Annotated in this window: 7 protein-coding genes; all 7 read left to right on the top strand. The window is 48.9% G+C overall.

Features of this window, described 5'->3' with window-relative positions; all coding sequences use genetic code 11:
- Window positions 1–18 precede the first annotated feature (18 nt).
- The 7 genes from MKY28_RS01440 to MKY28_RS01470 all read left to right on the top strand — a co-directional run bounded on the left by MKY28_RS01440 (window position 19) and on the right by MKY28_RS01470 (window position 15039).
- Window positions 19–948 (top strand): ABC transporter permease, encoded by a 930-nt coding sequence (locus MKY28_RS01440; protein ID WP_036605780.1) that lies wholly within the window; start codon window positions 19–21, stop codon window positions 946–948.
- Window positions 949–971: 23 nt separating this feature from the next.
- Window positions 972–1892, top strand: a complete 921-nt coding sequence (locus MKY28_RS01445) for a carbohydrate ABC transporter permease (protein ID WP_340018455.1) — start codon at window positions 972–974, stop codon at window positions 1890–1892.
- Between the two features lie 36 nt (window positions 1893–1928).
- Window positions 1929–4283, top strand: a complete 2355-nt coding sequence (locus MKY28_RS01450) for a glycoside hydrolase family 3 N-terminal domain-containing protein (RefSeq protein WP_340934517.1) — start codon at window positions 1929–1931, stop codon at window positions 4281–4283.
- 4 nt (window positions 4284–4287) lie between these two features.
- On the top strand, window positions 4288–7494 hold the full coding sequence (locus MKY28_RS01455) for an alpha-mannosidase (protein WP_340934519.1): 3207 nt from the start codon (window positions 4288–4290) through the stop codon (window positions 7492–7494).
- Between the two features lie 257 nt (window positions 7495–7751).
- Window positions 7752–9071: a glycoside hydrolase family 125 protein gene (locus MKY28_RS01460; protein WP_340934520.1), complete on the top strand. Its 1320-nt coding sequence runs from the start codon at window positions 7752–7754 to the stop codon at window positions 9069–9071.
- Window positions 9068–12247 (top strand): beta-galactosidase, encoded by a 3180-nt coding sequence (locus MKY28_RS01465; protein WP_340934521.1) that lies wholly within the window; start codon window positions 9068–9070, stop codon window positions 12245–12247. The genes MKY28_RS01460 and MKY28_RS01465 overlap by 4 nt, the downstream gene beginning before the upstream one ends.
- Window positions 12244–15039, top strand: coding sequence for an alpha-mannosidase (locus MKY28_RS01470; protein WP_036605786.1), 2796 nt, complete (start codon window positions 12244–12246; stop codon window positions 15037–15039). Before MKY28_RS01465 ends, MKY28_RS01470 begins: the two co-directional genes overlap by 4 nt.
- Window positions 15040–15300 lie beyond the last annotated feature (261 nt).

The raw sequence follows: 15300 nt of genomic DNA on the forward strand, positions 1-15300 counted from the left end.
TGAAGGAGGATCTCCACAATGACTACATTTTTGAAAAACCTGATTAGAAACCGAGTCATGTTGCTCATGGTGCTACCAGGCGCCATCTGGTTCTTCTTCTTCTCCTACTTACCACTTGTGGGCACAGTGGCTGCTTTCAAAGAATACCGATTCAGCCGTGAAGGGTTCTGGGCAAGTCTGATGAAGAGTGAATGGGTTGGCTGGGACAATTTCAAATTCCTGTTCAGCACAAGTGACGCATGGCTCATTACACGCAACACCCTCTTTTATAACATCGCCATTATCTTCCTGGGACTGGTATTTGCTGTGGCATTGGCAATCCTGCTCTCGGAACTAGTGAATAAACGACTCGCCAAACTGTATCAAACCGGTATGTTTCTGCCGTATTTTCTATCCTGGGTTATCGTTGGTTACTTCGCATTCAGCTTCTTGAGCATGGATCGCGGGATGTTGAATCAGATTATCGGCTGGTTTGGGATGGAACCAATTCAATGGTACTCCGAGGCGAAATATTGGCCGTATATTCTGGTATTCGTAGCGCTATGGAAAACCATAGGTTATAGCAGCGTTGTCTATCTGGCTTCCATACTGGGGATTGATAAATCACTGTATGAAGCAGCCATGATTGATGGAGCAAGCAAATGGCAGCAGATTCGCAATATTACGATTCCGTTGCTGTCGCCCATCATCACGATTATGACCTTGCTGGCCGTAGGCCGCATTTTCTATGCCGACTTTGGACTCTTTTATCAGGTGCCAAGGGATTCGGGTACGCTTTATTCCGTGACCAATGTTATTGATACGTATGTATATCGAGGTTTGAAAACTAGTGGTGAGATCGGCATGAGTACAGCAGCGGGATTGTATCAATCCGTGGTGGGCTTTGTGCTTGTTATTATCTCCAACTATGTTGTTCGCAAAGTAGATAAAGACAGCAGCCTATTCTAGGACAGGGAAAGGAGTGAACCACTATGGCTCAAGCAGGGCTTGTTAAAAAACGCGACTTCCACCACGTATCCAACGGCTGGAACGTGATCATGAACATCATCGCAGGTCTATTCGCTCTGATCTGTGTATTTCCTTTTATATTTGTAGTCATCATCTCGTTTACAGACGAGAAAGCACTGGCCCGTGATGGGTATCGTCTGATTCCGGCAGAATGGAGTCTCGCGGCATATCAGTTTGTCTGGCAGAGTGGGGACACGCTGCTGCGGGCGTATGGAGTTACCATCTTGGTGACGGTACTTGGTACCATCATCAGTCTGATTCTCATGTCGCTGTATGCGTATGCGGTTTCCCGCAAGAGCTTCAGATATCGGAGATTTTTCTCCATCTTTGCAATTCTTACCATGCTGTTCAACGGCGGGATGATTCCAACCTATATGGTCGTATCCCAGCTGCTTGGAATGAAAGATACGTTATGGGCACTGATTCTGCCGCTGGCGATGAACGCCTTCTATATTATGATCCTGCGTACATTCTACTCCACCAGTGTACCGGATGCAGTCATTGAATCGGCGAAGATTGATGGCGCCGGTGAGTTCTATACCTTTATGAAAATCGTGGTTCCACTTTCCTTGCCGGGACTGGCAACCATCGGGTTGTTCAGTACACTCGGTTACTGGAATGATTGGTTCAATGCGCTGTTATATATCGATAATCCGAATCTGGTACCGCTGCAATCCATGCTGATGCGGATTGAGTCGAGCATCCAGTTTATCCAGCAGAACTCTGCTAACAGTTCGATGAGTCTGGCAGCCATGCAGTCCATTCCGCAGGATACGTCCCGAATGGCGATGGTTGTGCTTGCTACGTTGCCGATTATATTCGCCTATCCGTTCTTCCAGCGTTATTTCGTACAGGGTCTGACGGTGGGCGCGGTCAAAGAATAACCGGATCACGTTATAGGATTGGAGAGATGCAGATTGATGACTTATAAGGACCAAAGCAAATCCTTAGAGGAACGGGTACAACACCTGCTTAGCCTGATGACTACGGAAGAAAAGGTAGGTCAACTTACGCAGCCATTTGGCTGGCAGACATATACGAATGATCAAGGGAACATCACGTTAAACGAATCCTTTAAACAGCAAGTGGAAAATGGGGGCGTCGGCTCCCTCTATGGTGCACTTCGCGCAGATCCGTGGACGGGCGTTACGCTGGAAAATGGACTATCCGCCAGAGAAGGCGCTGAGGCGGTCAATCTGATTCAACGTTATGCAATAGAACATTCCAGACTGGGGATTCCCATTCTGATCGGGGAAGAGTGCTCGCATGGTCATATGGCTATTGACGGAACGGTCTATCCTGTCCCTCTTTTACTGGGGAGCACCTGGAATGTGGATCTGTATCGGGAGATGTGCCGGGCAGTAGCACGGGAGACACGTGCTCAAGGTGGTGCGGTCACCTATTCTCCGGTACTGGATGTTGTGCGTGATCCGCGCTGGGGACGTACGGAGGAATGTTTCGGTGAAGATCCGTTTCTCATTGGAGAGCTGGCAGTTGCTTCCGTAGAAGGGCTTCAGGGTGAAAGTCTTGACCGTGGAGATACAGTAGCGGCAACGCTGAAACATTTTGTTGGTTATGGCAGCTCAGAAGGCGGACGTAATGCAGGGCCTGTACATATGGGCTGGCGCGAGCTGCTGGAAGTGGATCTCTATCCATTCCGCAAAGCGGTGGAAGCGGGCGCTGCGTCGATCATGCCAGCATATAACGAAATTGATGGCACGCCTTGCACCGTGAATACGGAATTGCTGGAAGATGTTTTGCGTAAGGATTGGGGCTTTGACGGTCTGGTCATTACGGATTGTGGTGCGATCAACATGCTGGCAAGTGGGCATGATGTGGCGGCAGATGGAATGGAAGCTTCCGTACAGGCGATTGAGGCAGGCATCGATATGGAAATGTCCGGTGAGATGTTTGGGCAATATCTGGTGCAGGCGGTGGCAGAAGGCAAGCTTGATATGCAGGTTCTGGATCAGGCTACCTCTCGCGTGCTGGCGTTGAAGTTCAGACTGGGCTTATTCGAACAGCCTTATGTGGATGCCGATCGGGCAGCAGAAGTAATTGGAAGTGAAGCGCATATTCAACTGGCACGCCAGTTGGCTGCGGAAGGGGTTGTACTTCTCAAAAATGAGGCTGACACGTTACCTCTCTCGTTAGCAAATGTGGGCCGGATTGCCGTGATCGGCCCAAATGCGGATCAGGCCTACAATCAACTGGGCGATTACACATCTCCGCAACCGAAGTCGAAAGTGGCGACGGTACTGGATGGGATTCGCATTAAGCTGGCTAATCATGTGGATGGGCAAACGGAGAAGAGTTCTGTTGGTGCTTTGACTGGTGACAGCAGTACAGATCAGGTTCTTTATGCACCAGGCTGCCGGATCAAAGGTGATTCGAAAGAAGGATTCGAGCGTGCGATCGAAGTTGCCAGTCAAGCGGATACGGTCATTATGGTGGTTGGCGGCTCCAGTGCACGTGACTTTGGAGAAGGAACAATTGATCTGAAGACGGGGGCTTCCAATGTGTCGGATAACTCATGGAATGATATGGAGTGTGGCGAAGGGATCGACCGGATGACGTTGGGTCTTGCCGGAGTACAGTTGGAACTTATTCAGGAGATTCACAAGCTCGGCAAGAAGCTTGTCGTTGTTTACATTAATGGTCGTCCCATCACTGAACCTTGGGTGGATGAACATGCCGATGCAATTCTGGAGGCGTGGTATCCGGGTCAAGAGGGCGGTCGTGCCATTGCAGATATTTTATTCGGTGATGTGAATCCGTCAGGCAAATTGACGATCTCCATTCCGAAGCATGTCGGCCAATTACCGATCTATTATAACGGCAAACGTTCCCGAGGCAAACGTTACCTCGAAGAGGATCTGGAGCCACGTTATGCATTTGGATACGGACTGAGTTATACCACATATGAGTACAGTGAACCGCAGCTGAGTGCTGCATCTATGACAACTGATGATTCAGTTACGGTATCGGTGAACGTGACCAACACCGGCCGTTATGCAGGTGCAGAAGTTGTACAGATGTACATCTCTGACGTGGTCAGCTCACTAACTCGTCCGGCCAAGGAACTGAAGGGGTTTGCAAAAGTGAACCTGGAGCCGGGAGAGACACAGACCGTGGAATTCCACATCGGGGCCGAGCAGCTGCAGTATATTGGTCGTGATTTGAAGCCTGTCGTTGAACCGGGACAATTCCATATTCATATCGGCAGCAGCGTAAACGATACGCAAATAGCGGAACTGACCGTAAGGGAGGCGTAAGACGTTGGAACGTATCAGACGATTTATTCGCGAGTTGTCCGAACATCAGTGGCTGGAGCAATTACAGCTACGCAACTGGGACATTACCCGCGCTTATTATAATGTGCCAGGACAGTATGAGGATCAGGGTGAGTACCCCGAAGGGCAAGATTTTGAGCGTTTTCCGAGCAAACAGGGAACGACTTATTTTTTCAGAACACGTTTGGAGATTCCTGCTACATGGCAGCAAACACCTTATGGGCTTGTATTTGAGACAGGCGGAGAAGGCTTGCTTCGGGTAAATGGGAACTCTTATCAGGGCCTTGACCGCAATCATACCTACGTCACGCTTGATCCATCCAAAGTCGGAAACGCTCCAGAACTGGAGATCGAGATGTTTGATCCGGTACCTGAACCTGTAGACCCGTTGAATCAACAGGCGGTTATTCAGCCGCCAATCACATCAATTACGAGCTTGCTGGTGAGACCCAATGAAGCGGTTCGTAGTTTGATGTATACCGTCATTATTGTCCGTGATTCGGCTGTGTTGCTACCGGAAAGTGACTTTCGGCGGGTTCGCCTGTTAGAACTGGTGTATCGTGCGATGGATCAATTTGTAGGCATGTCAGCAGAAGAGATTGAGCAGGGAGAGGGTATTCGTCAGATTGAGAATAATCTGAAGCATCATGTGCGTGAGATTGGCGGAAACGCGGAAGGTCTGGAGCATATGGTGGGACAGTCCCATATTGATATTGCCTGGCTGTGGCCTGTACGTGAGACGGTACGCAAAACGAGTCGTACTTTCTCCACCGTGGATGCACTCATGAATGAATATCCGGACTATGTTTATTCCCAGAGCCAACCCTTACTATATGCGTTTCTGAAGGAGCATGATCCCGAGCTGTACGCACGGGTGAAGCAGCGGATTGTAGAAGGCCGCTGGGAACTGGTTGGCGGCATGTGGGTTGAGCCGGATCTGAACATCCCAAGCGGGGAGTCCCTGATTCGCCAGATGTTATATGGTCAGCGTTTCTATATGGAGGAGTTTGGCAAGACATCACAGATTGAATGGTTGCCGGATACGTTTGGGTATTGTGCCTCCCTGCCACAGATTTTGAAGCATGGCAATGTGGAATATTTCATGACAACAAAGCTCGGATGGAATGACACAAATGTGTTTCCATACGATCTCTTCCATTGGGTGGGTATTGACGGCACACCGATCCTGTCCTACCTCAATCATGGGGTTAACGAACACACACTGCCGAAGGACATTCATGATCACTGGCAGTCCTACCGTGAGAAAGCAGCACATCCGGAGCACATGCTTCTATACGGACACGGAGATGGCGGCGGTGGCGTAACACGCGAGATGCTGGAGTATGTGGATCGCGCAGACCTGATGGTTGGACAGCCTGCGAGCCGATATAGCACAGCTGGAGCTTTCTTTGCCGGAATTGAAAAGGAGCAACCTGTACTTCCGAAGTGGCATGGCGATCTGTATCTGGAGTTACATCGGGGAACCTACACGACCCATGCGCGCAATAAGCGCAACAACCGGAAAGCGGAGGTTCTGTATCGAGAAGCTGAGCTGTGGAATACACTCGCTCTGCCAGATATGGAGGCAGATGCAGAAGCTGAAGTGCGTTTAGCACTGCATGAAGGCTGGAAATTAATTTTGCTGAATCAATTCCACGATATTATACCGGGCTCGGCAATTACGGAGTCCTACGTCACTTCGAATGAGGAATATGTACAGGTATTTGAATTGGGCAGAACCGGACTGGATCAAGGCATTGCTGCATTGACAACGGGTATCAACACAGATGGACCGGAAGGTTCAGTAGCCTATGTTGTATTCAACAGCCTGGGCTGGAAACGGAGTGCAGTCGTTCAACTTCCTGTTCAGGATGGCTTGGATCGCTACGGCATCGATGAAAAAGGCCAGCGCTTGCGGATGGATCGGGAGGATGGCAACATGTCTATTTTCGTGACAGACATTCCGGCGTTTGGATATAAAACGATTTGGCTGGTACCGGAAAATACAAGGGAAACGAATGTACGGGAAATGAAGAACCTTGCCGCACAAACAACCTTTAATGATACATGGGATACTGCCTTTTATCATGTGCAGTTCAACGAACGTGGGGAGATCACCCGTCTGTGGGATAAAACCGCAGAGCGTGAGATGCTGAAGCCGGGTGAACGAGGCAATCAACTTCACTTCTTCCACGATCGTCCAACGCTCTGGGATGCATGGGATATCGACAGTCGTTATGAGGAACAGATTGCTGGCGAAGTGGAACTGTTGGAGAAAAAGCTGGTGCTTGCGGGTTCAACGAAAGATGTCCTGCGCTTCCGCTGGAAGCTACATCAATCGGAAATCACACAAGATATCGTCTTTTATCATGACTCACGGCGAATTGACTTCCAAACACAGGTTAACTGGAACGAAAATCACAAACTTCTGAAAGTTGGTTTCCCGATTGATGTGGTGACCTCCAAGGCTACGTTTGAGATTCCATTTGGCGCACTGGAACGCCCAACACATCGCAACACAAGCTGGGAACAAGCCCAGTATGAAGTCTGTGGACATCGCTTTGCAGATGTATCCGAACATGGATACGGCGTGAGTCTGCTCAATGATTGCAAATACGGGTACGACGTGCAGGGAAGCACTATTCGTTTGTCCTTGCTGCGTGCTCCAAAATGGCCTGATCGCACAGCCGATCTGGGAGAACATGAATTCACCTATTCCCTGTATCCACACGACGGAGACTGGAGAAACGCACACACCGTACGTCAGGCCGCCGAGTTAAATCATGAGGTGACGGTACAGCAGGTGAACCAAGTGCAACAAAAGGGTCAGATACAACAAGAGCACCAGATAGAGCAGGTACAGCCAAGCACAGGGACTGGAGTCGATCTAATTGCAGATACAACTGCAATTGAGGCACCTGTAAGTCCAGCAACAGGCTCCTGGATTAACTTTAATAGTAATCACGTCATTCTCGATACGGTCAAAATGGCAGAGGATGGGCACGGAACAGTCCTTCGTTTCTATGAATCATCAGGCAAACGCGAAAACATCACATTGCAATGGCCACATGCCTTTGAGCAAGCCTATCACTCCAACGCGCTCGAAGAACCGGTCCAACCACTGGCCCATACCAATGGCCAGATTACACTATCTTTTAAACCTTACCAAATACAAACCGTGCTACTGCGGTAAACCTTTTTGAAATATTTCGAGCTATATATGTCCAGCTCTTTATTCACACGTTAACGGAGAGGACAGAAATAACCAGAAGAAGCGAAGCGTTCGCCTTTATCCCCAGATTTTACCCTTTAGAAAAGGGAAACAAAAAAAATCTGGGGATAACAGCGATCGGAAGGTTATTCTGTCATCGTAGTGGTCTAGTGTGAATGTTCTCAGCTTGATCTTGTATAGCTACACCATTCAATTTGTTTAAGGAGTTGCACTCATCCATGGAACAGTTCAGATTACCCAAAATACCCATGCCACCTGTTGCTTTGCCACAATCCATTCAGGCCGTGCTCGAAGAAGCAGAACAGAAACTGGCTCACCGACCAAAACTGCTTCAATTATTCAAAAACTGCTTCCCCAACACTATAGAAACAACAACCAAGTTGATGGAGGACGGTACGACTTTTGTTATCACAGGAGATATTCCGGCTTCCTGGCTGCGTGATTCCGTGGAGCAGGTAGTACATTACATTCCGTTTGCAAAAGAAGACGAGGACCTGCAACGCATTATTGGTGGGCTGATCAAACGTCATATCCAGTATGTTCACATCGATCCATATGCCAATGCCTTCAATGAGACTGCTAACGACTGGCATTGGAACACCACGGACGAAACCGAGATGTCGCCTTGGGTGTGGGAACGCAAATTCGAGATTGATTCATTATGTTTCGTTGTACGCCTGGCCTATTTATATTGGAAGGAAACCGAGCTGACCGACATTTTTGATTCAAGCTTCAAAGCAGCGATGCGTAAAATTGTGGACCTGTTCAAAGTCGAACAGCATCACATGGAACAATCTCCATATCGCTTTACTCGTAATAACGGCATCCCAACAGATTCCCTGCGCAATCACGGAAAAGGTATGCCAGTCAACTACACGGGTATGATCTGGTCCGGTTTCCGTTCCAGTGATGATGCGTGTGATTTCCACTACAATATCCCTGGCAACATGTTCGCGGTTGTAGCTCTGCGCCAAATGCAGGAGTTTGCCGAGTGGGTGTTCCGGGATATGGAACTTTTGCAGGAATTGAAGGATCTGGAGCAGGACGTGGATCACGGCATTCAGTTGTACGGGATTTATCGTCATCCGGAATTTGGACCGATCTATGCGTACGAGACGGACGGTTATGGCAACCACTGTCTCATGGACGATGCGGGTACACCAGGACTCATGTCCATTCCATATCTGGGTTACGTCACAGCAGATGATCCGATCTACCAGAATACGCGCCGTTTTGCCCTGAGCAAAGAGAACCCGTTCTATTATGAGGGCAAGGTTGCCAAAGGGATCGGAAGTCCGCACACCCCACCAGATTACATCTGGCATATGGGATTGTCCATGCAAGGACTGACTGCGCAGTCTGCCGAGGAGAAACTGGAGATTATTCGCATGCTCGAAGCGACAGATGCAGATACAGGTTATATGCATGAAGGCTTCCACGCCGATGATCCAACGATGTTTACACGAAAATGGTTTGCATGGTCCAACAGTCTGTTCTCCCAGTTGGTCTATAAATCCATGAAGGATGGCCTGTTATGAGTATGCAACCTAATGATAAAAAGCTGATTATCTTCGCTGATCCTGCGTTTCCAATGGAAGGTGCTTCTCCAACTCATGAGGCTCTGAATACATGGAAAGCAGTTGAAGAGATCACCGTTGTAAACGCCGAAGAACTTGCAGAGGTTTTGAAGACCACAGCTGGTGAAGGATGTCTGGTCAATCTGCACGCACCCTATTTCCCCAAATCCGCTTGGACGGAGATTGCAGCTTATTTGCATCAGGGAGGAAGCCTGATCAGTGTGGGGGGCGCACCCTTCGAACGTCCGGTTCGATATGAAAATGGGGCATGGGTTGTAGAGTCCGAGCAGACCGCGTATCATCAGGAACTCTATATTCATGAGGCACTGAACGTATCTTCTGCCAATGTGCAATCGTACACTTCATCCGAACAGATCCCGCTTCTCACTGGGAAAGAGGGGCTGTTCGAGAAGGCAGATACATGGAATTTGGTTCCACATACAACCAAAACAAGTGATCTGCCCCACCAGATGGGGTCATCAGGACCGATGAGTACGCAGATTTATCCATTGCTTCGTGGCATGAGTAAAGACGGGCGCAGTGTCGCCGCTCCGGTCGTTCTGTGGGAAAACTCGCGCGGGACTTTCGTAGGTTCACGCTGGATGTTTGTACATCTGCCGCTGACCACCTCATTCTGGACGCAGGATGGCGCTGCCGAGATTGTGAAATGGGCGCAATTCTGTGCGCAAGGTGTAACCGAGTTATCCCTCAAAACGAATTATGCTTCGTATGAGCCAGATGAGCGGGCTGTACTCACACTTCAAGGCCAGATTTTACAGCGAGCAGGCAACAGACTTACCGAGTCCGAGCTGTGGGCATTCGACATAACAGTCGAGCATGAGAATCGCACAAGTGGCACGACGGAGAAGGTATGGAGCCATCGACTGGAGATGGAACTTTCTGGTGAGCAGCGTTTCGAACGTATACTTCTCCCGGTTTCCATTAAGAGTGGGCTGTATCGGATCATATGCCACGCGCAGGCTCCTGACGGTGAAGTTCGAATCTTGCGTCAAGGCTTCTGGGGACAGGATGCTGCACTGCTGGCAGAAGGGGAAGTGATTACCCGCAGCAGGGATTATTTTGTAAAAGACGGACGTCCTCTCCCTGTTGTGGGTATGACCTACATGACCTCCGATGTGGCACGGAAATTTTTATTTCTGCCCAATGCGGATGTCTGGGATCGAGACATGGCTCAGATGGCAAAAGCCGGCATCAACTGGATTCGGACGGGAATCTGGACCGCCTATCGCAACATGATGCAGGTGGACGGACATATGGCAGAGGATGTGCTTCGTGCCATTGATGCATTTATTTTAACGGCGAAACGGCATGGCTTACAGGTCACGTTCACCTTCTTCTCCTTTACACCGGAGACATGGGAAGGAACGAATCCGTATCTGGACCCGCAGAGTGTCGAAGCACAGAAACGTTTCATCCGCAGCATCGTCAGTCGTCACACGCATACAACCCATGTGGACTGGGATCTGATTAATGAGCCATCCATGTTTGATCCGGTGCGCATCTTCTCAGCTGGCCCGCGCTCAGCGAGAGATTCGTATGAACAGCAGGCTTATATCGCTTGGCTCCAACAGCGTCATGAGACGATTGAGGCGTTGCAGGAGGCATGGAACATGTCACCGAAGCAGCTTCCGAATTTTGCAGCCGCGGTGATTCCGGAGGCGGAAGAGATTAACTTTGATGTACAGGACATGCACAAGGCCAAAAAGGGAACACGCTGGCTCGATTACTGTCTCTTCTCTATGGAGATGCACAATGTTTGGGCAAGAGAGCTTGTAGGTACGATCAAAGACCTGGTTCCCGATCATCTGGTTACCGTGGGACAGGACGAAGCCCTTGGTGCACAGCGTCCTTCTCCGTTCTTCTATGAACGTGAGGTGGATTATACAACCGTGCATTCCTGGTGGTTAAACGATGATCTGATATGGGATGGCATTTTCGCTAAAACGCCACATAAACCAAATCTCATTCAGGAGACGGGCATCATGTATGTGGAAACCCCGGATGGGAGAGCCAAACGTACGGAAGAAGAGCTTCGTGGTATTCTCGAACGCAAGTACGCCTATGCGTTCTCGACAGGCGGCGCAGGAGCGGTGCAATGGATCTGGAACACCAACTTTTATATGGATAATGCCAATGAGTCTCATATCGGAGCCCTTCGTGCAGATGGTACGGAGAAACCCGAGGCGGATGTGTCTTATGATTTTGGCCGATTCATGCATGGCATTCGTGATCTCTTTGAAGACCGCGAGCTGGAGGATATTGCAGTCGTGTTCCCGTATTCCAATGACTTCTCCAACCGTGCCCTGGCCTATGATGCCACAACAAAGCTGACTCGTGTAATGTCCTATGATCTGAAATTGCCATTCCGTGCGTTATCCGAATATCATCTGGAAGCTTTGGAGCAGCAGCCACCGAAACTGATCATCGTACCGAGTCCGCATAATATGGACAGCGATGCACTTCAACAATTGCTCACGTTTGCGGAGAAGACAGGTACAAGTCTGCTCATCACTGGACCACTGGGACTGGATGCATACTGGAAGGCAACTGACCGGGCAGATCATATTGTAGGCAAACGCAGTCTGGGTAACGTGCAGCGGGAAGAACTGCTGAATATTAATGGCGTGAATCACCGTGTGACCTATGGACGGCGTCGTATCGCCGAGGTGGCAAAGGAGACGTTGCTTCATGGGGATAAAGGTACAGCAGATGAAGTAACCGTTTTGCCTTTGGGTAAAGGGAAATTAATCTGGACTCCACTGCCACTCGAGTTAAATGGACGGGACGAGCCACTTGCTGAATTGTATCGTTATGCAACCGAGATTTCGGGCATCGAACAGGAGTTGGAATGGATATCTGGCGGAGATATCGCAGGGATCTATGGCCGGAAGCTGAGTTTTCCAAAAGGAAATCTGTATGTATTTGTATCGGAATTTGCCTTGAACCATGAAGTTCACGTGAGAGATCAACGTACAGGTGTATCGTACTCGTTCCAATTGGAGAAAAATCGTTCGGTGTTATTTGCCACGGATGCTTCCGGAAAGCTGATTGCGGTGTATCGCCCTGATGAGGTTGAGATTGTACAACAAGAGGAAAGAGGTGGCATAACGCAATGATCAAACGGACAAACAAGTCGAAGAGAGCACATATTATTTCGCATACCCACTGGGATCGGGAATGGTACTTGCCGTATGAGAAGCATCATATGAGTCTTATTCAGCTCGTCGATTCACTGTTGGATCAGCTTGATGAGGGATCGGACTATAAAAGCTTTTATTTGGATGGACAAACGATTATTATCGATGATTATCTTCAGGTTCGCCCGGAGCAGAAGGAAAGACTGGAGAAGCATATCCGCAATGGGCGGATTGTGATTGGACCATGGTACATTTTGCAGGATGCGTTTCTGACGAGTGGAGAAGCCAATGTGCGCAACATGCAGGTTGGACATAAGGACGCCAAACGTTACGGCACCCCTTCGAAAATTGGTTACTTTCCCGATACATTTGGATTGGTCGGACAGACTCCGCAGCTGATGCAACAATCAGGCATTGATAATGTGTTTTTTGGACGTGGTGTGAAGCCTACCGGATTTAATAATACGGTATCGGATGCCGGATATGAATCAAGCTTCTCGGAGCTGATGTGGGAAGGACCAGACGGATCAAAAGTACTCGGCGTATTGTTTGCCAACTGGTACTCCAACGGAAATGAAGTTCCAGTAGACGAGGAATCGGCCCGCAAGTTCTGGGAAACCAAGCTTGCAGATGCCGAGAAATATGCATCGACCAATGAGTTGTTGTACATGAACGGATGTGATCATCAACCAATTCAGCGAGATCTGCCAGAAGCGATTCGCATGGCTGAACAATTACATCCCGATATCGAGTTCATTCACTCCAACTTTCCGGATTATCTGGAAGCTTTGAGAGCATCGTCTGAACATGAACTGTCCACGGTCAAAGGCGAATTGCGCAGTCAGCGTACCGATGGCTGGGGAACTCTGGTGAACACCGCCTCGGCTCGTGTGTATCTGAAACAGATGAACCAGCTGGGCCAGACTATGCTGGAAAAAGTGGCTGAACCCCTGGCATCCTACGCCTATCTGCTTGGACATGCCTATCCACATGATCAACTGACGTATGCCTGGAAAACGCTGATGCAAAATCATCCGCATGACAGCATCTGTGGATGCAGTGTGGATGAGGTGCATCGCGAGATGGTGACACGGTTTGATAAGAGCCGTCATGTAGCAGAGGCTTTAATTGAAGAGAGCACCAGCCAGATTACTACAGCTGTCGATACCTCCATATTTGAGCGTTACGGCGAGCAGGCTCGACCTGTTGTGGTATTTAATACAACGGGTTGGGAACGCAGCGGTGTAGTTCAGATGGAACTGGACGCGGCTCGGTTGTATTTCCGGGATGGACATACATTGGAGGAAATGGCGGCACAGATGAAAGCCGTTGACCTGTCAGATCGCATACTGGTAGATGAAGATGGTAACCACATTCCATGTACGGTGGAGGATCTGGGTCTGCAATTTGGCTATGATTTGCCGGATGATCGCTTCCGCCAGCCGTATAGCTGTCGGCGCGTTCGTATTCGTTTTGAAACAGAGAATGTAGCTGCATTTGGCCTGAAAACCTATGCATTGGTCAACGTTGCGGATGATGCTGAGAGTGGTACTCCGTCGAAAACGACTACGTTGTTGCGTGGTGAACGTGGCATGGAAAATCAACATATGATCGTCACGATTGCAGACAACGGTTCATTCACACTCACAGATAAACGAACAGGTCGGACTTATAAGGACCTTGGGGTGTACGAAAATGTGGGTGATATCGGTAATGAATACATGTTCAAGCAACCAGAGAATGAAGTGGCGCGAACAACACACGAGCTTCAGGCCGAGATTCGGGTCCTTGAGGATACATCATACTCTGCCTCGTTCGAAGTTATTCATCATTGGGAAATACCGGAGTCAGCGGATGAGATGCTGGATCAGGAACAGCGAGAACTGATTTATTATCCACATCGCAAAGCCCAGCGTTCAACTAAAATGATTCCGCTCCAGATTCGTACAGTGATATCACTGAGTCGTAATGGAAAAGGAGTACAAATGGAAACAACCTTCAACAATCAGGCGAAGGATCATCGGGTGCGTGCTCTTTTCCCAACGGATCTTGTATCTGCTGTTCATCATGTGGATTCCATGTTCGAAATTGCAACGCGTGATAACAAGCCTGCACCGGAGTGGCAAAATCCAAGCAATACACAGCATCAACAGAATTTTGTGGATGTGAGTGAAAAAGAGGCGGGATTGGTCGTAGCCAATCTGGGTCTGAATGAATATGAAGTCCTTCAAGATGGACGTAACACCATCGCCGTAACGCTGCTTCGTGCTGTGGGCGAACTCGGAGACTGGGGTTTGTTCCCGACACCGGAAGCACAATGCCTTGGTGAACATACATTTCAGATCGAGATCATTCCGCATGATGGAAATGGTGCAGCATCAGGTGCATATATTGAGGCGTATCAGTTCCAGGTTCCTTGGACGCTGGCACAAACCGAAGTACACACGGGTTATCTGACACCTAACAACACACCGTTTGCATGGCAAGGGGAAGGATTGGCGTTTTCTTCACTCAAGGTAAATGAGGATTCCGGCGATGTCATGCTACGCTGGTTCAATATGACCACCGACTCTGCCACGTTGAAGCTTGCAACATCACAAGCGAATCCGCAGCCATTCGAAACGGCATACAAAAGCAACATCCTGGAGGAAGAGGGCGAAATACTTCATCTTAACAGCATAGAAGAGGCATCAACATTATCATTTGCCACCAAGGAATGGAACATACAGACAGATTCATGCGAGATCGTTACTGTCGGCTTGCGCCGCTGATCAAAGTTGTTTAAAGAGTCGAAAAACAGACTTTTGAACACACACTAAAAGGTACAGGACTGCAAGTGTACTATAAACTAGGCATTACGTACGGTGGCAGAAGGGTTACGCTATTTACCAGATCTATGAGTTGAGTTATTGGTTGTTTTTCTATAGAATGAACAGTAGAATTGCAAATGATCGAAAGTTCCTATGCCATCAAGATGGTCAGGGGTACACTTCATTGTTCATTCTATATTGAAACATTAAGGGGGCTTGAAG

This window comes from Paenibacillus sp. FSL R5-0473 (assembly GCF_038004565.1).
GTDB classification, from domain to species: Bacteria; Bacillota; Bacilli; order Paenibacillales; family Paenibacillaceae; genus Paenibacillus; species Paenibacillus amylolyticus.